Origin of the sequence: Salipiger sp. PrR007 (assembly GCF_010499845.1) — a bacterium.
Classification (GTDB): Bacteria; Pseudomonadota; Alphaproteobacteria; order Rhodobacterales; family Rhodobacteraceae; genus Salipiger; species Salipiger pacificus_A.
Map to the genome: position 1 here is coordinate 25,616 of NZ_JAAGOZ010000028.1, position 18,400 is coordinate 44,015.

An 18,400-nucleotide genomic window follows, 5' to 3' on the forward strand; every position below is an offset into this window, starting at 1 on the left:
ATGCTGCGCAGCGTGAAGATGGGCAAGCAGACCCGTCTGTTTGAGCCCGTACCGGAGCCGAGTTGCCATGTTTCAGTCCACAAAGCCGCGCTCCCGGCTCGGGTCCGCCATCTACATTTGCGAGCTGATCTACCACAATTCGGTGCGCGCCGTGCGCAAGAGCCATGGAAATGCGTTCATCGCGATTTTCATGAACATGCTTCAGACGGTCATCTTCGTGCTCGCCTTCTACTTCATGTTCCATGTTCTGGGGATGCGCGGCTCGGCGATCCGCGGCGACTTCATGATTTACATCATGACCGGCGTCTTTCTCTACATGACCCATTCCAAGACCTTGGGGGCAGTCGCGGGCTCCGAGGGACCGGCGAGCCCGATGATGCAGCACGCGCCGATGAACACGGCGATCGCCATCGCCTCGGCCATGCTCTCGACGCTCTACATCCAGGTGCTGTCGCTTTTCGCGATCCTCTTCGTCTACGACGTGGCGTTCAATCCCTTCGTCATGAGCGAGATTCACGATCCCATCGGCGCGTTGGGGATGCTGCTACTGTCCTGGTTCTCCGGCGCGGCGATCGGCATGGTCCTGCTTGCGGCAAAGCCCTGGTTCCCGACGCCGGTGTCGATCGTCACCACGGTCTATCAGCGTGCAAACATGATCGCTTCGGGCAAGATGTTCGTGGCCAATTCGCTGACGCCGGGGATGCTCGCGATCTTCGACTGGAACCCGCTCTTCCACACCATCGACCAGTCGCGCGGCTATGCCTTCGCCAACTATTTCCCGCGCAACTCGAGCTGGGAATATGCGCTTTGGGTGTCGATCGTGCTGTTGATGATCGGCTTGATGGGCGAATTCTACACCCGCAAGCACGCCTCGGCCTCCTGGTCGGCGCGGCGATAGGCGGCGTTCCCAGGCGGTGCTGGACGCAGCGCGACCGTCTGCGCATGATGTGGGGTGACGGACCCCGGGAAGGAGCCTTTCATGCGCCATGTCATCACGCTGACCGCCCTTTTGCTCACGACATCTGCCGCGGCCCAGGAGTTGCCCGCCTTCTACGCGGTCACCGGTGTTGCGCTGGATGACGTGCTGAACATCCGCGCGGCGCCCGATCCCACGGCGGCGGTGCTCGGAACCCTCGCACCCACCGCGGTGGCGGTGCAGGTCGGCGCGCTGAACGAAGCGGGCACCTGGGGGCGGATCACATCGGGAGAGGGCGTGGGCTGGGTCTCGATGGAGTTCCTCGCTCCAGAGGAAAACGGCAGCCTGCCACAGGTCGAGGGGCTGCGCTGCTTCGGCACCGAGCCCTTCTGGAGCTACGAGGTCCGGCAGGGCGAGACGGCGACCTGGACAACGCCCGAGGACCCCGAGGAGGTTCTGCTGGCCGGCACTTTCGAGGCTGCCAGCGGTCAGCGCTGGCCGTTCAGCTCGGTGGCTGGAGCGGACCAACTGCAGGCGGTGCTGGTCACCAGCCCGGACGCACAGTGCAGCGACGGCATGTCCGACCAACTCTACGGGCTCTCGGCGGTGCTGGTGCTGACCGGCCGGGTCAACCGCACGCTGTCGGGGTGCTGCGAGTTGATGCGCTGAGCCTCAGGTGACCACGCGCAGGGTGAGGTTGATCCGCCCGCCCTGCGGCAGCAGCGTCGACGAGCCGAAGCGGATGCGGTCAACGCCGTGGTGTTTCAGACGCGCCGCGCCGCCCATCACCACCACATCCCCGGACTTCAGCCAGACCGACTCGGTCTTGCCGCCCCGCGCCTCGTTGCCCATGCGAAACAGACCCTCGTCGCCCAGCGAGACCGAAAGCACCGGGCAGGAGAAATCCGCCTCGTCCTTGTCCTGGTGCAGCCCCATGCGGGCGCCTTCGCCGTACCAGTTGATCAGGCAGCATTCGGGATCGCGCGCCACGCCCGAGAGCGCGCGCCAGATCGACAGCACTTCTTCCGGGATCGGCGGCCAGTCCATGCCGCCGGGGTGGCGCGGCTCGTAGCGGTAGCCACGGCGGTCGGTGACCCAGCCGAAGCGGCCGGCCGCGCTCATCCGTACCGACATCTTCTGACCGCGCGGGGTGACCGGCTGATAGAGCGGCGCAACGCGCAGCAGATTGCGCAGCGCGTCGACAAGCGACTCCTGCGCCGGGCGGTCGAGGAAACCCTGGAAGAGCTGGAAGCCACGGATGTCGAGAGGGGCCGTCATGGCCTTCTTGTCGGGCATTCCGTGGCGACGCGCAAAGAAAATCGCCGGAAATGCAGGCAAAGCCCCGCCAAGGCCGCTTGCAGGGCTCAAACCCCCTCCTTATATACCCTCCGAACGCCGCGAGGCCCCCGCCGGACGGCTTCTTCAACAAGCGGGGCTGGATGCCGTAACGGGTCCGTATGCCTCGCGTCATCGCCTTGAATTGGAAAAGGGATCGAATCATGGGCAAAGTGATCGGTATCGACCTCGGCACCACGAACTCCTGCGTCGCCATTATGGACGGCAGCCAGGCTCGCGTGATCGAAAACGCCGAAGGCGCACGTACCACCCCGTCGATCGTCGCCTTCACCGACGACGAACGCCTCGTCGGCCAGCCCGCCAAGCGGCAGGCCGTGACCAACCCGGAAGCCACCATCTTCGCCGTTAAGCGTCTGATCGGTCGCCGCACCACCGATGCGGAAGTGACCAAGGACCAGAACATCGTCCCCTACAAGATCGTGGACGGCGGCAATGGCGATGCCTGGGTTGAAGCCAAGGGTGAGAAATACTCCCCGTCGCAAATCTCTGCCTTCATCCTCGGCAAGATGAAGGAAACCGCCGAGAGCTACCTCGGCGAGGAAGTGACCCAGGCCGTCATCACGGTCCCGGCCTACTTCAACGACGCCCAGCGTCAGGCCACCAAGGACGCCGGCAAGATCGCTGGCCTCGAAGTGCTGCGGATCATCAACGAGCCGACCGCGGCTGCGCTCGCCTACGGCCTCGACAAGAAAGAATCGAAGACCATCGCGGTCTATGACCTCGGCGGCGGCACCTTCGACGTGACCATCCTCGAGATCGACGATGGCCTCTTCGAGGTGAAGTCCACCAACGGCGACACGTTCCTCGGCGGTGAAGACTTCGACATGCGGATCGTCAACTACCTGGCGGACGAGTTCAAGAAAGAGCATTCGGTCGACCTGACCAAGGACAAGATGGCCCTGCAGCGTCTCAAGGAAGCTGCCGAGAAGGCCAAGATCGAGCTGTCCAGCTCGAGCCAGACCGAGATCAACCAGCCGTTCATCTCGATGGGCTCGAACGGCCAGCCGCTGCACATGGTCATGAAGCTGACCCGTGCCAAGCTGGAAAGCCTCGTGGGCGACCTGATCAAGGCCTCGCTGAAGCCCTGCGCCGCCGCGCTGAAGGATGCCGGCATTTCGAAGGAAGAGATCGACGAGGTCGTTCTGGTCGGCGGTCAGACCCGTATGCCGAAGGTCATCGAAGAGGTGACCAAGTTCTTCGGCAAGGAGCCGCACAAGGGCGTGAACCCGGACGAAGTGGTTGCCATGGGCGCCGCGATCCAGGCCGGTGTTCTGCAGGGTGACGTGAAGGACGTGGTCCTGCTCGACGTGACCCCGCTGTCGCTGGGCATCGAGACGCTGGGTGGCGTGTTCACCCGCCTGATCGACCGCAACACCACGATCCCGACCAAGAAGTCGCAGATCTTCTCGACCGCCGAGGACAACCAAGGCGCCGTGACGATCCGTGTCTTCCAGGGTGAGCGCGAGATGGCGGCCGACAACAAGCTGCTCGGCCAGTTCAACCTCGAGAACATCCCGCCGGCGCCGCGCGGCATGCCGCAGATCGAGGTGACCTTCGACATCGACGCCAACGGCATCGTTTCCGTGTCGGCCAAGGACAAGGGCACCGGCAAGGAACAGAAGATCACCATCCAGGCATCGGGTGGCCTCACCGACGCGGACATCGAGCGCATGGTCAAGGACGCCGAGGAGAACGCCGAGGCGGACGGCAAGCGCAAGGAGCTCGTCGAGGCCCGCAACCAGGCCGAGAGCCTCATCCACTCGACCGAAAAGTCGATCGAGGAGCATGGCGACAAGGTCGATCCCTCGACCATCGAAGCCATCGAGCTGGCGATTGCCGCGCTCAAGGATGACCTCGAGAAGGACGATGTCACCGGCGAGAAGCTGAAGTCCGGCATCCAGAACGTGACCGAAGTGGCCATGCGTCTGGGCGAGGCGATCTACAAGGCGCAGGCCGAGGCGGGCGACAGCGCTCCCGAAGCCGACGCCGGCGACTCCGGCGACAAGTCGGGCCCGTCGGATGACGACAACATCGTGGACGCGGACTTCGAAGACCTCGACGACCGCAAGCGCAGCTAAGCCATAGCGGAACCAGACGGGGGCCGGTCCGGATGCCGGACCGGCCCTTTTCTGTTCCGGGCCAAGGAGGGCATGTATGTCCAAGCGTGACTATTACGAGCTGCTCGGCGTCGCCAAAGGGGCCTCCGCGGACGAGATCAAGAAGGGCTATCGCAAGAAAGCGAAGGAACTTCACCCCGACCGGAACGCGGACAACCCTGAGGCGGAAGCCCAGTTCAAGGAAATCAATGAGGCCTACGAGGTTCTCAAGGACGCCGACAAGAAGGCGGCCTATGACCGCTACGGCCACGCGGCCTTCGAAGGCGGCATGGGCGGCGGGGGACGTCCCGGCGGCGGCTTCGGCCAGCAGGGTGATTTCGCCTCGGCTTTCTCCGACGTCTTCGACGATCTCTTCGGCGACTTCATGGGCGGCGGCCGCGGTGGCGGCGGACGCCAGCGCGCGGCGCGCGGCGCGGACCTGCGCTACAATCTGCGCGTGACGCTGGAGGACGCCTACGGCGGCCTGCAGAAGACCATCAACGTGCCGACCTCGGTGCAATGCGGCGAGTGCCATGGCTCGGGTGCCGAGGGCGGCGCCGAGCCGGTGACCTGCCCGACCTGTTCGGGCATGGGCAAGGTCCGCGCAACGCAGGGCTTCTTCACGGTCGAGCGCACCTGTCCGACCTGTTCGGGTCTCGGCCAGATCATCAAGAACCCCTGTTCCTCCTGTGGCGGCCAAGGGCGTGTGCAGAAAGAGCGTTCGCTGTCGGTCAACATTCCTGCGGGGGTCGAGACCGGTACCCGCATCCGTCTGGCCGGTGAAGGCGAGGCGGGGATGCGCGGCGGTCCTCCGGGCGATCTCTACATCTTCATCGAGGTGAAGAAGCACGGCATCTTCGAGCGCGATGGCACCGAGCTGCATTGCCGCGTGCCGGTGTCGATGACCACCGCCGCACTTGGCGGCGACATCGAGGTGCCGACCATCGACGGCGGCCGCAGCCGGGTGAAAATCCCCTCTGGCAGCCAGTCCGGTCGCCAGATGCGCCTGCGTGGCAAGGGCATGCCCGCCCTGCGCGGCGGCCCGGCCGGGGATATGTTCATCGAGCTGGCGGTCGAGACCCCGGTAAACCTCACCTCGCGCCAGAAAGAACTTCTGCGCGAGTTCGAGGATCAGTCCGAGGATAACAACCCGGAATCGAAGAGCTTCTTCTCTTCGGTGAAGGGGTTCTGGGATTCGATGAAGGGCTGATCGGCCCTTTCACAAGGATCGGACACGGCGCGGGATGGTCCGCGCCGTTTTCTTTTGCGGCACTGCGGCCACGGGTGCGTTTCGGCCTGCGCTATGTCTCGCGCTTGGCTTAACGCTTTTCTAACCGTGATTCCGTCACCCTGACGCGATGAGCCCCCCCCGCCATTTCTCCGACATTCAGCCCTCGCTCTTTGCCGGCGACGAGGCACCGGTTCGCCCTGCGCCCGGCGGGCGGCCGCTCCCGTCCTACATCCGCGATCACCGGAGGCGGCTGCGCGATCGCTTTCTCACCGGGGGGGCCGATGCCGTGCCCGACTACGAGCTGCTGGAGCTGCTGCTGTTTCGTGCCATCCCCCGGCAGGACATGAAGCCGCTCGCCCGCCGCCTGCTCGAGCATTTCGGCGATTTCAACGCCGTTGTCTCGGCCCCGCCCGCCCGGCTGCGCGACGTTGACGGGGTGGGGGAGGCCGTGGTGACCGAGCTGAAGATCGTCGAGGCGGCGGCGCATCGTTTGGCACGCAGCCGGGTGCTGCAGCGGCAGGTGGTCAGCTCTTGGGAGGCGTTGCTGGACTATTGCCAGACCGCCATGGCGCACCGCGACACAGAGCAGTTCCGCGTGCTCTTCCTCGACCGCAAGAACGTGCTCATTGCCGACGAGCCGCAGGCGCGTGGCACGGTGGACCATGTCCCGGTCTACCCGCGCGAGGTGGTCAAACGGGCGCTGGAGCTGAACGCCAGCGCGCTCATTCTAGTGCACAACCATCCGTCGGGCGATCCCACGCCCAGCGATGCCGACATCGAGATGACCGAGCAGATCCGGCTGGCGGCAGAGGCTCTGGGCATCACCTTGCACGACCATCTGGTGATCGGCCGCTCGCGCGAATTGAGCTTCCGGGCCGAGGGGCTGCTCTGAGCCCTAGCGCAGCCAGACCTCGACGCGGCGGTTTACCTGCCGACCCCAGACCGTGTCGTCGCAGGCCATGGGCATGGCCTCGCCGAAGGCGTCGGTTTGCAGGGTAATGCCTGCAAGGTCATTGGCCTCGGCAGCCGCGATCACCGCGTCGCGGACCGAGGCGGCGCGCTCGGCGGCGATTTGCAGGTTGCCCTCGCTCGGCCCCTCTCCGTCCGAGAAGCCGACGAAGACCAGCGTGCGCCCATCGTACTCGCCCAGCTCCAGCGCCCGGGCGAGCTGCTGAACGTTCGAGCGGGACTGCGTGTCGAGCCCTGCCGAGCCCGCTTCGAAGCGGAAGGAGGTGGTCAGGCGACGCATCGGCGCGAGCGCGGCCACGAGCCGTTTCAGTTCGCTCAGGCCCGCGTCGCCCTCGGCAATGGCAATGGCGTTGGCCAGCCGGTCTCCTTGCGCGTCGAGCGGTAGCTCTTCGGGGCTCTGGTCGACGAAGCCGGCGCGTCGGATGACGATCTGCGCGGGGGCGGAGCGGGTGAACTCGAGGAACTCGCGCGCCAGCTTGGGCAGGCGGCGGGCGGGCATGTAGACGAAGACCGGCATGGTGAGCGGGTAGTCCTCGGTCTTGATCGCCTGCCGCGTGCCACGCAGGTGGAAGCCGCAGCTGCCGGTGAGCACGACGGGGCGGCTGTTGCCAACCTCTGCCGCGCTGACAAAGCCGAGCCCCAGGGCATCTTCGGAGACCGCCGCGGCGAGCGCCGAGGCGCTGTCATGGCGGACGGTTTCTGAGGTGCGCAGGGTCAGGGTGGGGGGCTGAAGGAGATGGTCCTCGAGCGCCTGCACCAGCCCCGACCCCTCGCGCGGGAGGTGCAGCACGATTGGCGCATCCGGGCCACCCAGGTCCTGCCAGTTGTCGATCTCGCCAGAGAGCACCGCCGCCAGGTTGGGCAGCGAGACCTTGGTGACCGGATTGGCGGGGGCCACCACCGGTACCAGCGCGTCGAGCGCCAGCACCCGGCTGCGGTTGGGCTGCGTCAGATCGCCAAGCCCCGCCTGCCGCGCAAGCTCCTGCTCGGCGGGACGGACCTCGCGCAGGGCGACGACGATATCGGCCTCGTCGGCGAGCAGGTCGGCAAAGCCCTCGTCGGTGCTGGACGGGGTGATGTCAAAATGGCCGATCTCGCGCTCGCCGTCGGTCAGCGCGTAGCGTGTGCCGCCCCCGGCCAGCGTGCCCGGCTCGGCGCCGTAGCCATTGCGCTGCGCGAAGCTCTCGATCAGCGCAGGCATCAGCAGCGCGCCCAGGGAGGTGGCTCCGGAAATGCGCAGCTCGGCGACGAAATCGGTCAGCGAGGGGCAACCGACGCCCTCGCAGAGCACGCCCGAGCTGTCGACGGTCAACTCGCCGTAGCGGCTGTCGATACGGTAGAACTCGCCGTCGAAGCCAAGCATGGTCCCGCTCAGCTCGATACCGCCGTCGCGCGAGCGCAGAGTCACATCCTGAGCTTCGGCGCGTGTCGGCAAGAGGAGGCCTGAAAGGGCGCCCGGAATGAAAAGTGCGGCGATGATCGCCGCACGGACCTGTCGCATCGGGGCCTCTTGACCGCTCGTTCTAGTTGGCGGCGATCTTCAGGTCTTCGAGCAGGTTTTTCAACACCAGAAAGTCGCCGGTGGCGCTGCAATCTGGCATGGAAAGCGTGAGGTCGCGGGCACGCAGGCTGCCGCCCAGGCGGAACTCCAGCGTCTGCGCCTCGATCCCCCGGCCGCAATTGGCCTTGGTGATCTCTGCCTCGATGGTGAGCGCGACCGCGCCGGCGGTCTTTGCCGCGGCGGCGGGGAAGGTGTAGACCTCGGCCATGCGCGCCTCGGGGCTGGTGGCATCGCCAAGGCGGGTCATGAACCCGCCCTCGCCGCGCGCGGTCCGGGTCAAATCTCCGGCGGCGGCGGCCCAGACGTGGCCCGCCTCGTCTCCGGTCGCGCCGAATTCATTTGCGTGAAGTGCAAGCCCGCTCTCGCCACGCCATTGCAGCACGACCCTGTCGTAGAAGGGCAGGGCCGGGACGTCGGCCATGGCGGTCGCCCCCGCGCCAGTGGCGAAGGAGGCGATGAAGAGCGCCTTCTCCGCCAGCGCGGGCACCTCGACACGGAGTGTGCCGTCGGGCTGAGTGACCTCGGTGAACATCAGTCCGTTGTGGTGGATCGTCACGCGCTCGGAAGCGAAGCAGGGGGCCACGATGTCGAGCGCGACCATCGCCCCGGCTCCGGAGCGCGCGGACATGGTGACCGAACAATCTGCGGCCGTGATCTCGGTCTCCTCGGGAAGGACCGCCGGGCGTGTCCCTGCCTCGGAGAGGGCGGCGGTGCGGATTTTCTGTGGCGCAGGCAGGCTGGCCTCGGCGGCACGATCAGCGGGAAGCTCCGGAAGCCGGACCGAGGAGGTGTCCTCGATCTGGGCGATCTGCATGGCCCCGGCGCGTTGGCCGCGGGCGTCGAGCTGCTGCATCGCGAAGCCGATGATGACGGCCGCGCTGAGGGTCATAATTGCAAGTCTGTAGCTCTTGATCCGTCCCATGATCGTCCCCGACAACTGAACTCGTACCGGAAACAATCTAAGCCGGAAAAGAGGCATGGTTGCGGCAGTGCGGAGGAGTCATCGGGGCGGGCCCGGGGCATTTGCGCCCCGGGCCCGCCCCGGAATGTCGGTCTGCGATGTCAGCGGCGCCTGATCAGGCGAGGCTACCATGGCAATGCTTGAACTTCTTGCCCGAGCCGCAGGGGCAGGGATCGTTGCGGCTCGGATTGCCCCAGGTTGCCGGCTCGTTCTCGTCGAAGCCGTCGACCAGCGGCTCGTGCGATTCCGGCACAGCCGCGTTCTCGCTCGGGCCGACCGCATGCGCCTGTTCGGCGAGCTTCTGCTGCTGCGCCTGTTGTTCGGCCATCTGCTGCAGCATCTTCTGCTGCTCTTCCTGGGTCATCGGGCGCACCCGGCCAAGCTGCTCGGTCACGCGCTCGCGCAGGGATTCCAGCATCGACTCGAAGAGCTGGAAGGCTTCGTTTTTATACTCGTTGAGCGGGTCACGCTGCGCATAGCCACGGAAGCCCACGACCGACCGCAGGTGCTCGAGCGTCAGAAGGTGCTCGCGCCACTTGGTGTCGATGGTCTGCAGCAGCACCTGCTTCTCGATCTGGCGCATGGTCTCGGGACCGAAGGCCTCGGCCTTCTCGGCCATCTGCTTGTCGGTGGCCTCTTCGATGCGCTCGCGGATGGTTTCCGCGTCGACGCCCTCTTCGTCGCCCCAGGCGATGACCGGCAGGTCGATGCCCAGCTTCTCGATGCAGGCGGCGTAGAGACCCTGCATGTCCCACTGGTCGGCATAAGCCTTCGCGGGCACATAGGTTTCCACCAGCTCGTCGATCACCTCGTGGCGCATGTCCTCTGCGATCTCCGAGAGATCCTTGGCTTCCATGATCTCCAGACGCTGCGCGAAGATCACCTTGCGCTGGTCGTTCATCACGTCGTCGAATTTCAGCAGCTGCTTGCGGATGTCGAAGTTGCGGCCTTCGACCTTGGCCTGCGCGCGCTCCAGCGACTTGTTCACCCAAGGGTGGATGATTGCCTCGCCTTCCTTCATGCCGAGCTTGGTCAACACCTTGTCGAGCCGCTCAGAGCCGAAGATGCGCATCAGGTCATCTTCGAGCGACAGGTAGAAGGAGCTGCGGCCCGGGTCACCCTGGCGGCCCGAACGGCCGCGCAACTGGTTGTCGATGCGGCGGCTCTCGTGGCGCTCGGTGGCCAGCACGAAGAGACCGCCGGCCTCCTTCACCTCGGCCTCGGCCTTGGCGTGCTCGGTCTCGATGCGGGCGCGGATTTCTTCAGGGTCGGCCTCGGGATCGGCGGCGATGGCCTCCATCACGAGGAATTCGAAGTTGCCGCCCAGCTTGATGTCGGTGCCGCGGCCAGCCATGTTCGTCGCGATGGTGACCGCGCCCAGCTTGCCGGCGTCAGCGACGATCTGCGCTTCCTGCTCGTGCTGGCGGGCGTTGAGCACGTTGTGCGTCAGCCCGGCCTTGCTCAGCAGCTGCGAGAGCAGTTCGGATTTCTCGATCGAGGTGGTGCCGACGAGAACCGGTTGTCCCTTCGCATGCGCGTTCTTGATCTCTTCGGTGATCGCCGCGTACTTCTCGGCGGTGGTGCGGTAGACCTTGTCGTCGTCGTCGATCCGCGCGATCGGCCGGTTGGTCGGCACTTCGACCACGCCCAGCTTGTAGATCTCGGCAAATTCCTCGGCCTCGGTCAGCGCGGTGCCGGTCATGCCCGACAGCTTGTCGTAAAGGCGGAAGTAGTTCTGGAAGGTCACGCTGGCGAGGGTGACGTTCTCGGGCTGGATCTGGCAGCCTTCCTTCGCCTCGATCGCCTGGTGCAGGCCATCCGACAGACGGCGGCCGGCCATCATCCGGCCGGTGAATTCGTCGATCAGCACGACCTGCCCGTCTCGGACGATGTAGTCCTTGTCACGGGTGTAGAGCTTATGTGCGCGCAGGCCCTGGTTGACGTGGTGCACCACGGTGGTGCTCTCCGGGTCGTAGAGCGTCTGGCCTTCGGGGAGGATGCCGCGGCGGTGGAGCATGTCCTCGAGCGCCTCGTTGCCCTCGTCGGTGAAGGTGACGTTGCGGCTCTTTTCATCGAGCGTGTAGCCGTCCTCGGGCAGTTCGGGGATCAGCCGGTCGATGGCGACATAGAGGTCCGAGCGGTCCTGGCTGGGGCCGGAGATGATCAGCGGGGTGCGGGCCTCGTCGATGAGGATCGAGTCCACCTCGTCAACCACGGCGAAGCCATGGCCGCGCTGCATCATCTGGTCCAGTTCGGACTTCATGTTGTCGCGCAGGTAGTCGAAGCCCAGCTCGTTGTTGGTGGCATAGGTGATGTCGCAGGCATAGGCCTGCTTCTTCTCGTCCTCGGGCTGCTGCGGGTAGACCACGCCGGTGGTCATGCCGAGCGCGGCGAACACCTTGGACATCCACTCGGCGTCACGGCGGGCCAGGTAGTCGTTCACCGTCACCACGTGCACGCTCTTTCCCGAAAGGGCGTTGAGGTACGACGGGAAGGTGGCGACCAGCGTTTTGCCCTCGCCGGTCTTCATCTCGGAGATGTTACCCTGGTGAAGGAAGATCCCGCCCATCAGCTGCACATCAAAGGCGCGCAGGCCGAGCGCGCGCTTGGCCGCCTCGCGGCAGTTGGCAAAGGCCTCGGGCAGCAGCGCGTCGAGGCTTTCGCCCTCGGCAAAGCGCTTGCGGAACTCCTCGGTCTTGGCGATCAGCGCGGCATCGTCCAGCGCCTCGTACTCGGGTTCCAGCGCGTTGATTTGAGAGATCAGAGGTCGGGTGGCCTTGATCTTGCGGTCGTTCGGGGTGCCGAACACCTTCCGCGCGAGTTTTCCCATTCCGAGCATGTGGCCTGCCTGTCCTGTCTGACAAAGTCGTGTTCCGCGTGAGGCATCCGCTTGCCCGCCTCGCACTCAACCCATATGACACAGGGGAACGACCGGCCTTGCAGAGCCTTGTGGCGATGTAAGCGGCAGGTTGGTAAGTGTCAACGCCGCCCGGTGGCGGGCGGCCAACTGGAAGGACGCCTAGATGCCCAAAACCCTCACCACACTGGGGGCGGCCGCGCTCGCCCTGACCCTCGCGCTGCCCCTTCACGCCCAGGATCAGGCTGCGGAGCAGACCGAGGCGCTGAGCGCCGACACCGTCGTGGCGACGGTGAATGGCACGGACATCACCCTCGGCGAGATGCTGGTCGTGCGCGCCAGCCTGCCCGAGCAGTACCAGCAGCTTGGCGATGACGTGCTCTGGGACGGCATCCTCGACCAGCTGGTTCAGCAGGAAGTGCTCGCACAGGACGAGAAGGCGGTCGAGACCAAGCGCGTGGACCTGTCGCTGAAGACCGAGCGCCGCACGCTGCTCGCCGCCGAGACCGTGTCGGCCGTGGCCGACGCCGCGGTGACCGACGAGGCGCTGCAGGCCGCCTATGACGCGCAGTTCGCCGATGCCGACCAGGGCCAGGAATACAACGCCTCGCACATCCTCGTGGAGAGCGAGGACGAAGCCAAGGCGATCATCGAGGAGCTGAACGGCGGCGCCGATTTCGCCACCGTGGCCAAGGAGAAATCCACCGGCCCGTCCGGCCCCAATGGCGGAGAACTCGGCTGGTTCAGCAAGGGCATGATGGTCGAGCCCTTCGAGACCGCGGTCGCGGACATGGAGCCGGGCGCGATCTCCGAAGCGCCGGTGCAGACCCAGTTCGGCTGGCATGTGATCAAGCTCAACGAGACTCGCGCCAAGGAAGCGCCGAAGCTCGACGAGGTGCGGGATCAGCTCGCCCAGCAGGTGCAGCAGCAAGCCGTCGCAGCCTATATGGACGACGCCGAGGCTGGCGCCGAGATCACCCGCAAGTCCTCGGGGGATATCGATCCCTCCATCCTGTCCAACCTGCAGCTGCTGGAGGACTGAGTGGCCAAGACCCTCGCCGTTTCCCCGCTGGCCCCTGCGGCCTTTCCCGACCTGCCGGTGATCGACGGGGTGCGTTTTGCCTCTGTCGCGGCGGGGGTGCGCTACGCGGGGCGCACCGACGTCATGCTGGCCCTGCTCGACGCAGGCAGCACCATGGCGGGGGTCTTCACCCGCTCGGCCACGCGCTCGGCCCCCGTGCTCGACTGCCAGGCCAAGATCGGCGCCACCTCTGACGAGGGCGCGGCGATCATCGTGAACTCGGGCAACTCCAATGCCTTCACCGGCCGCAATGGCATCGAGTCCACCCGCGCGGTGACCTCGGCGGTGGCGGCGGCGACGGGCCTGCCCGAGGCGCGCGTCTTCTCCTCCTCGACCGGGGTGATCGGCGAGCCGCTGCCGCATGAGCGCATCACCGCCAAAGTGGACGAGCTGGTGAATGCGCTTGATGCCACCGGCATCGCCGGCGCGGCCAAGGCGATCATGACCACCGACACCTTCCCCAAGGGCTCGACCGTCACGGTCGACTTGCCGGGCGGGCCGGTGAAGATCGCCGGCATCGCCAAGGGCTCGGGCATGATCGCGCCCGACATGGCGACCATGCTTGTCTACATCTTCACCGACGCGAAGGTGCCGCAGACCCTGCTGCAGAAACTGGTCAGCCAGATCAACGACCGCAGCTTCAACTGCATCACCGTCGACAGCGACACCTCCACTTCCGACACGCTGCTCATGGGCGCCACCGGCGCCTCGGGCATCGAGGTGACCGAAGCGGACACGGCCTTCGCCGAGGCGCTCGAGACCGTCTTCCTCGATCTCGCGCACCAGGTGGTCAAGGACGGCGAGGGGGCGACCAAGTTCGTCACCGTCGAAGTGACCGGCGCCGCCAGTGACGCCGACGCGCGCACCCACGCCATGGCCATCGCCAACTCACCGCTGGTCAAGACCGCCATCGCCGGCGAGGACCCGAACTGGGGCCGCATCGTCATGGCGATCGGCAAGTCCGGCGCGGCGGCGGATCGTGACCTTCTGACGATCCGCTTTGGCGACGTGCTGGTGGCGGAAAAGGGCTGGCGCTCGCCGGACTACCGCGAAGAAGACGGTGCCCGGCTGATGAAGGCGCCCGAGATCACCGTCTCGGTCGATCTTGGTCTGGGGCAGGGCATGGCCACCGTCTGGACCTGTGATCTGACCCACGGCTACATCTCGATCAACGCCGATTACCGGTCGTAACAGCCTTGCCCCTCTTTGTGGGGGCACATATCCCGGAGAGCGCGAGGGGCTCCGCCCCTCGCGTTTCTGCATCTACGGAAAGCCCCTCGCCATGAAAAACATCGTTCTCGTCTCTGCCGTTGCCCTCATCGACGTCGAGGGGCGCGTGCTCTTAGCGCAGCGGCCCGAGGGCAAGTCCATGGCCGGGCTCTGGGAATTTCCGGGGGGCAAGGTCGAGCCGGGCGAGACCCCGGAGGCGGCGCTCATCCGGGAACTGCACGAGGAGCTTGGGATCGAGACCTGGGACAGCTGCCTTGCGCCGCTGACCTTTGCCTCGCATGCCTATGACGATTTCCACCTGCTGATGCCGCTTTTTGCCTGTCGCAAATGGCAGGGCGTGCCCCAGGCGCGCGAGGGGCAGGTGCTGAAATGGGCGCGGGCGCGCGAACTCACCGACTACCCGATGCCGCCTGCCGACGTGCCACTGATACCGATTCTCAGGGATTTGCTCTGATCAAGGATTTCTTGATGCTTTGGGGCGTATGATCAGAAAATCAGCGCAAAAACAGGCAGTTTTGCTCATTATTGAAACAGTTTTGTGCAAGAATTGTGTAGTTTCGGATCGCCCACTGGGGTAATAATGGTTCGCACAGAGTTTTAGTTTAGGACACAACATGTTGCGCACCATCATCATGGGGAGCTGCATCTCGGTCCAGGGCTTTCTTGAGAAGACCCTTCCCGATGGGCGTCTCGTCGTCCGCGTCGGCCAGCAGGTTTTCACCGGGCGCCCGGTCTGATTGTACGCCCCGTAGAAGTCAACGACATGCGAGTCGCCTGAAAAGGCGGCTCGTATTTTTTTGCCCCAAGCTGACGTCGGCAAAGATCGCACGGTCCACGGTGCAGGGAAGATGAACGCTCCAAGGGCAAGCCAAAGGCTCAAGCAAAAAGGCCGGCGAGGTGATCGCCGGCCTTTTCAAATTCAGCTGCCGCAGGAGGGCAGGGCGATCAGAGCGACCGCTCGACTTCCTCGCGCTCGAAGATCTCGATGACATCGCCGGGGCGGATATCATCGTAGTTCTCGAAGGCCATGCCGCATTCCTGGCCGGATTGCACCTCGGCAACCTCGTCCTTGAAGCGCTTGAGGGTCTTCAGCGTGCCTTCGTGGATCACCACGTTGTCGCGCAGCAGGCGAACACCTGCGGAGCGGCGGGCGATGCCCTCGGTGACCAGGCAGCCGGCGACTTTGCCGACGTTGGACACCTTGAAGACTTCCTTGATCGCCGCGTAGCCGATGAAGTTCTCGCGGATTTCGTTCGACAGCAGGCCCGAGGCCGCCGCTCTCACATCGTCCACGAGGTCGTAGATCACCGAGTAGTAGCGGATCTCCACGCCCTTCTGGTTGGCCGCGTTGCGGGCCGGAGCGTTGGCACGGACGTTGAAGCCGATGACCGGGCAGCCCGAGGCTTCGGCGAGGCCGATGTCGGTCTCGGTGATCGCGCCCACACCGGAGTGGATGACGCGCACGCGGACCTCGTCGTTGCCGACCTTCTCGAGCGCCTGGACGATCGCTTCGGTCGAGCCCTGCACGTCCGCTTTCACGATGACGGGCAGTTCCGAGACGTTCTCGTCGTCCTTGGCCTTCTGCATCAGCTGTTCCAAGGTCGTCGCGGCACCGGCTGCGGCGCGCTTGTCCTTGGTCACATGTGCGCGGTACTCGGCGATCTCGCGTGCCTGCGCCTCGGTCTCGGTGACGTTGAGAACGTCGCCGGCCTCGGGCGTGCCGTTGAGACCCAGCACCTCGACAGGCACCGACGGTCCCGCTTCCTGAACGCGCTCACCCTTGTCGTTGATCAGCGCACGGACTTTGCCGTACTGCTCGCCCACGACGAAGATGTCGCCCTGCTTGAGCGTGCCGTTCTGCACGAGCACCGTCGCCACCGGACCACGGCCCACGTCGAGCTGCGCTTCGATGACAGCCCCCTGTGCGGCGCGGTTCGGGTTGGCCTTGAGCTCAAGGATTTCCGCCTGCAGCGCGATGGCTTCGAGCAGCGTGTCGAGACCCTGGCCGGTCTTGGCCGAAACCTCGACGTCCTGCACGTCACCCGACATTTCCTCGACGACGACTTCGTGCTGCAACAGGTCGGTGCGCACCTTGGTCGTGTTCGCGGACGGCTTGTCGACCTTGTTGATCGCCACGATCATCGGCACCTTGGCCGCTTTCGCGTGGCTGATCGCCTCGACCGTCTGCGGCATCACGGCGTCATCCGCGGCAACCACCAGCACGACGATGTCCGTCACCTGCGCGCCACGCGAGCGCATCGAGGTGAAGGCGGCGTGACCCGGGGTGTCGAGGAAGGACAGCACGTCGCCGTTCTTCGTCGTCACCTGGTAGGCGCCGATGTGCTGGGTGATGCCGCCGGCTTCGCCGGAGGTCACACTGGTGTTGCGGATCGCGTCGAGCAGCGAGGTCTTGCCGTGGTCGACGTGGCCCATGATCGTGATGACCGGCGGACGCGGCAGGAGGTCTTCCGGCTTGTCGTCCACGGTTTTGATCACGTCCTCGACGTCAGCATCGGACACGCGGGTCACGCGGTGGCCGAACTCCTCGATGATCAGTTCCGCCGTGTCGGCGTCAATGCTCTGGTTTTGCGTCGCCATGATGCCGCTCTGCATGAGCGACTTCACCACGTCAGCCACGCGCTCGGCCATACGGTTGGCGAGTTCCGCCACCGTGATCGCCTCGGGCAGCTGAACGTCGCGCACGACCTTCTCGCGCGACTGCGCACCGCCCATGGCCTTCTGACGCGCGCGCTCCTGCTTGCGCTTCATCGCGGCCATGGATTTCTGCCGGCCACCTTCGCCGCCCAGAGCCTGGTTCAGCGTCAGTTTGCCGGAGCGGCGGTTGCCATCGTCGCGGGCACGCGCCGAGCGGCCACGCTCTTCGCGCTCGCGTTCGGCCTTGCGCTGCGGCTGAGCCGCCGGCTTGGCCCCGGGCGCACCGCCTGCGCGGGCCGGAGCCCCTGCAGCGCTGTCGTCCTTGGCCGCAGCAGCGGCTTTCTTGGGCGCGGCTTCTGCCTTCTTGGCCGCTTCCGCGGCCTCGGCAGCTTCGCGGGCCTTGCGCTGTTCTTCCTCGGCTTTCGCCTTGGCACGCTCTTCGGCCTCGCGCTGCTCGCGCTCTTTCTGTTCCTTTTCGGCGCGCATGCGCTCACGCTCCTCGGCGCGGGCCTTTTCCACGGCCTCGCGCTGAGCAGTCTCTTCGGCTTCGCGCGCCTTAGCGGCCTGCAGCGCGCGCAGCCGGCGTTCCATCTCCGAGTCGGTGATGCCCGCCGGGCGCTTGCCCGATCCGCCATGCGATCCGCCGCCCGAACCCTTTGCACCGCCTGCGGCGCCCGCTTTCGGGACCACGACGCGTTTGCGCTTGGTTTCTACCACGACGTTCTTTGTGCGGCCGTGGCTGAAGCTCTGCTTCACGTTCCCCGAGTGGGAGCCGCCGCGCAAACCCAAAGTCTTCTTGCCGTCGTTATCGCTCATTAAGATTCTCTTATCCTTTCCGGCGGCCCTTGCCGCCCGCGGCAGCCCCTGCTGCCGTTTTCGCGTCTGCCGATGCGACGCGCAGGCCCTTCAAACGTTGGGCCTCCTCTACAACACGTTTGGTGAGTCCACCAGCGCCAAGCGCTGCATGTATCACCTTTTCGCGTCCGAAGGCCAGCCCCAGCTCGTCCGCAGTGAGCCAGCCGATGTAGTTCCCCCCGTAGGGAGTACTCAATTTCGTCTTCCCGCGGGCCGATCCGTCCTCGGCCTGGATCAGGACGCGGGCTTCCTCTTTCGAAAGCCAGTCCTTCACCTTTTCATAACCCGAGACCGCGCCGCCGCCCTTGCGGGCGAGACTGATCAGCTCGACCACCCGTCGGGCAAGCATGCCCTCGATGAGGTCTGGCAGCCCTTCGGGAACCGTTACCGGCCCCTTGGCCGCGCGGGCAAAGAGACCCTTGCCCGCCGCCTTTTCCAATGCCTTGCGATCGGCCGAGACCCAGATGCCCCGACCGGGCAGCTTGCCCGCGAGGTCAGGAACGACCTGACCCTCGGGCCCGACCACGAAACGGATCAGACCGCCCTTGGGCTCCACGTCGCCAGTGGCGATGCAGCGCCGTTCGGGCCCGTCTGCCCCGTCCTTATCCTGACCTCCGCGGCTCATCTGGGAC

General features: G+C 65.7%; 15 protein-coding genes. 9 read left to right on the plus strand and 6 right to left on the minus strand.

Features of this window, described 5'->3' with window-relative positions; translation table 11 throughout:
* Positions 1 to 67 precede the first annotated feature (67 nt).
* Together G0Q01_RS12885 and G0Q01_RS12890 are read left to right on the plus strand one after the other, a co-directional pair.
* Positions 68 to 898: an ABC transporter permease gene (locus G0Q01_RS12885; protein WP_164195046.1), complete on the plus strand. Its 831-nt coding sequence runs from the start codon at positions 68 to 70 to the stop codon at positions 896 to 898.
* 81 nt (positions 899 to 979) lie between these two features.
* The gene (locus tag G0Q01_RS12890) at positions 980 to 1,585 is read left to right on the plus strand and encodes a COG3650 family protein (protein ID WP_164195048.1); all 606 of its coding nucleotides are present in this window, start codon (positions 980 to 982) and stop codon (positions 1,583 to 1,585) included.
* Between the two features lie 3 nt (positions 1,586 to 1,588).
* On the opposite strand, the gene G0Q01_RS12895 is transcribed toward G0Q01_RS12890, so the two are convergent.
* Complete coding sequence (locus tag G0Q01_RS12895; protein ID WP_164195050.1) at positions 1,589 to 2,194, minus strand: alpha-ketoglutarate-dependent dioxygenase AlkB; 606 nt, start codon at positions 2,192 to 2,194, stop codon at positions 1,589 to 1,591.
* A 221-nt stretch (positions 2,195 to 2,415) separates the two neighbouring features.
* Between G0Q01_RS12895 and dnaK the strand changes: the two genes are divergently transcribed.
* The 3 genes from dnaK to radC all read left to right on the plus strand — a co-directional run bounded on the left by dnaK (position 2,416) and on the right by radC (position 6,491).
* Positions 2,416 to 4,350 carry a molecular chaperone DnaK gene (gene dnaK, locus G0Q01_RS12900; protein WP_164195052.1) on the plus strand — a complete coding sequence of 645 codons (1,935 nt, stop codon included), beginning with the start codon at positions 2,416 to 2,418 and terminating at the stop codon, positions 4,348 to 4,350.
* Between the two features lie 76 nt (positions 4,351 to 4,426).
* Positions 4,427 to 5,578, plus strand: a complete 1,152-nt coding sequence (gene dnaJ, locus G0Q01_RS12905; protein WP_164195055.1) for a molecular chaperone DnaJ — start codon at positions 4,427 to 4,429, stop codon at positions 5,576 to 5,578.
* Between the two features lie 148 nt (positions 5,579 to 5,726).
* Entirely contained in the window at positions 5,727 to 6,491 is a 765-nt protein-coding gene (gene radC, locus G0Q01_RS12910; RefSeq protein ID WP_164195057.1) for a DNA repair protein RadC, read from the plus strand.
* Between the two features lie 3 nt (positions 6,492 to 6,494).
* Here radC and G0Q01_RS12915 read toward each other — a convergent pair whose 3' ends face one another.
* The 3 genes from G0Q01_RS12915 to secA all read right to left on the minus strand — a co-directional run bounded on the left by G0Q01_RS12915 (position 6,495) and on the right by secA (position 11,929).
* A complete protein-coding gene (locus G0Q01_RS12915) occupies positions 6,495 to 8,069 on the minus strand; it encodes a phosphate ABC transporter substrate-binding/OmpA family protein (RefSeq protein WP_164195059.1) in 1,575 nt (524 codons plus the stop codon).
* A gap of 22 nt (positions 8,070 to 8,091) precedes the next feature.
* A complete protein-coding gene (locus G0Q01_RS12920; RefSeq protein ID WP_235940121.1) occupies positions 8,092 to 9,018 on the minus strand; it encodes a translocase in 927 nt (308 codons plus the stop codon).
* Positions 9,019 to 9,205: 187 nt separating this feature from the next.
* On the minus strand, positions 9,206 to 11,929 hold the full coding sequence (gene secA, locus G0Q01_RS12925; protein ID WP_164195064.1) for a preprotein translocase subunit SecA: 2,724 nt from the start codon (positions 11,927 to 11,929) through the stop codon (positions 9,206 to 9,208).
* Between the two features lie 184 nt (positions 11,930 to 12,113).
* Between secA and G0Q01_RS12930 the strand changes: the two genes are divergently transcribed.
* The 4 genes from G0Q01_RS12930 to G0Q01_RS27100 all read left to right on the plus strand — a co-directional run bounded on the left by G0Q01_RS12930 (position 12,114) and on the right by G0Q01_RS27100 (position 14,995).
* The gene (locus G0Q01_RS12930) at positions 12,114 to 12,989 is read left to right on the plus strand and encodes a peptidylprolyl isomerase (RefSeq protein WP_164213517.1); all 876 of its coding nucleotides are present in this window, start codon (positions 12,114 to 12,116) and stop codon (positions 12,987 to 12,989) included.
* Positions 12,990 to 14,219 (plus strand): bifunctional glutamate N-acetyltransferase/amino-acid acetyltransferase ArgJ, encoded by a 1,230-nt coding sequence (gene argJ / locus G0Q01_RS12935; RefSeq protein ID WP_164195068.1) that lies wholly within the window; start codon positions 12,990 to 12,992, stop codon positions 14,217 to 14,219.
* 91 nt (positions 14,220 to 14,310) lie between these two features.
* Positions 14,311 to 14,712 carry an 8-oxo-dGTP diphosphatase MutT gene (gene mutT, locus G0Q01_RS12940; protein ID WP_164195070.1) on the plus strand — a complete coding sequence of 134 codons (402 nt, stop codon included), beginning with the start codon at positions 14,311 to 14,313 and terminating at the stop codon, positions 14,710 to 14,712.
* Between the two features lie 160 nt (positions 14,713 to 14,872).
* Complete coding sequence (locus tag G0Q01_RS27100; RefSeq protein ID WP_095882083.1) at positions 14,873 to 14,995, plus strand: hypothetical protein; 123 nt, start codon at positions 14,873 to 14,875, stop codon at positions 14,993 to 14,995.
* Positions 14,996 to 15,203: 208 nt separating this feature from the next.
* Here the strand turns inward: G0Q01_RS27100 and infB are convergent, their stop codons facing one another.
* Together infB and G0Q01_RS12950 are read right to left on the minus strand one after the other, a co-directional pair.
* Positions 15,204 to 17,729 carry a translation initiation factor IF-2 gene (gene infB / locus G0Q01_RS12945; protein ID WP_108964548.1) on the minus strand — a complete coding sequence of 842 codons (2,526 nt, stop codon included), beginning with the start codon at positions 17,727 to 17,729 and terminating at the stop codon, positions 15,204 to 15,206.
* A gap of 10 nt (positions 17,730 to 17,739) precedes the next feature.
* Complete coding sequence (locus G0Q01_RS12950) at positions 17,740 to 18,393, minus strand: RNA-binding protein (protein ID WP_108964549.1); 654 nt, start codon at positions 18,391 to 18,393, stop codon at positions 17,740 to 17,742.
* Between the last annotated feature and the right edge of the window lie 7 nt (positions 18,394 to 18,400).

Coding starts and splice junctions, on each gene's coding strand:
- G0Q01_RS12885 (WP_164195046.1), top strand. CDS start 68: ATGTTTCAGTCCACAAAGCCGCGCTCCCGGCTCGGGTCCGCCATCTAC.
- G0Q01_RS12890 (WP_164195048.1), top strand. CDS start 980: ATGCGCCATGTCATCACGCTGACCGCCCTTTTGCTCACGACATCTGCC.
- G0Q01_RS12895 (WP_164195050.1), bottom strand. CDS start 2,194: ATGACGGCCCCTCTCGACATCCGTGGCTTCCAGCTCTTCCAGGGTTTC.
- dnaK (WP_164195052.1), top strand. CDS start 2,416: ATGGGCAAAGTGATCGGTATCGACCTCGGCACCACGAACTCCTGCGTC.
- dnaJ (WP_164195055.1), top strand. CDS start 4,427: ATGTCCAAGCGTGACTATTACGAGCTGCTCGGCGTCGCCAAAGGGGCC.
- radC (WP_164195057.1), top strand. CDS start 5,727: ATGAGCCCCCCCCGCCATTTCTCCGACATTCAGCCCTCGCTCTTTGCC.
- G0Q01_RS12915 (WP_164195059.1), bottom strand. CDS start 8,069: ATGCGACAGGTCCGTGCGGCGATCATCGCCGCACTTTTCATTCCGGGC.
- G0Q01_RS12920 (WP_235940121.1), bottom strand. CDS start 9,018: ATGACCCTCAGCGCGGCCGTCATCATCGGCTTCGCGATGCAGCAGCTC.
- secA (WP_164195064.1), bottom strand. CDS start 11,929: ATGCTCGGAATGGGAAAACTCGCGCGGAAGGTGTTCGGCACCCCGAAC.
- G0Q01_RS12930 (WP_164213517.1), top strand. CDS start 12,114: ATGCCCAAAACCCTCACCACACTGGGGGCGGCCGCGCTCGCCCTGACC.
- mutT (WP_164195070.1), top strand. CDS start 14,311: ATGAAAAACATCGTTCTCGTCTCTGCCGTTGCCCTCATCGACGTCGAG.
- G0Q01_RS27100 (WP_095882083.1), top strand. CDS start 14,873: ATGTTGCGCACCATCATCATGGGGAGCTGCATCTCGGTCCAGGGCTTT.
- infB (WP_108964548.1), bottom strand. CDS start 17,729: ATGAGCGATAACGACGGCAAGAAGACTTTGGGTTTGCGCGGCGGCTCC.
- G0Q01_RS12950 (WP_108964549.1), bottom strand. CDS start 18,393: ATGAGCCGCGGAGGTCAGGATAAGGACGGGGCAGACGGGCCCGAACGG.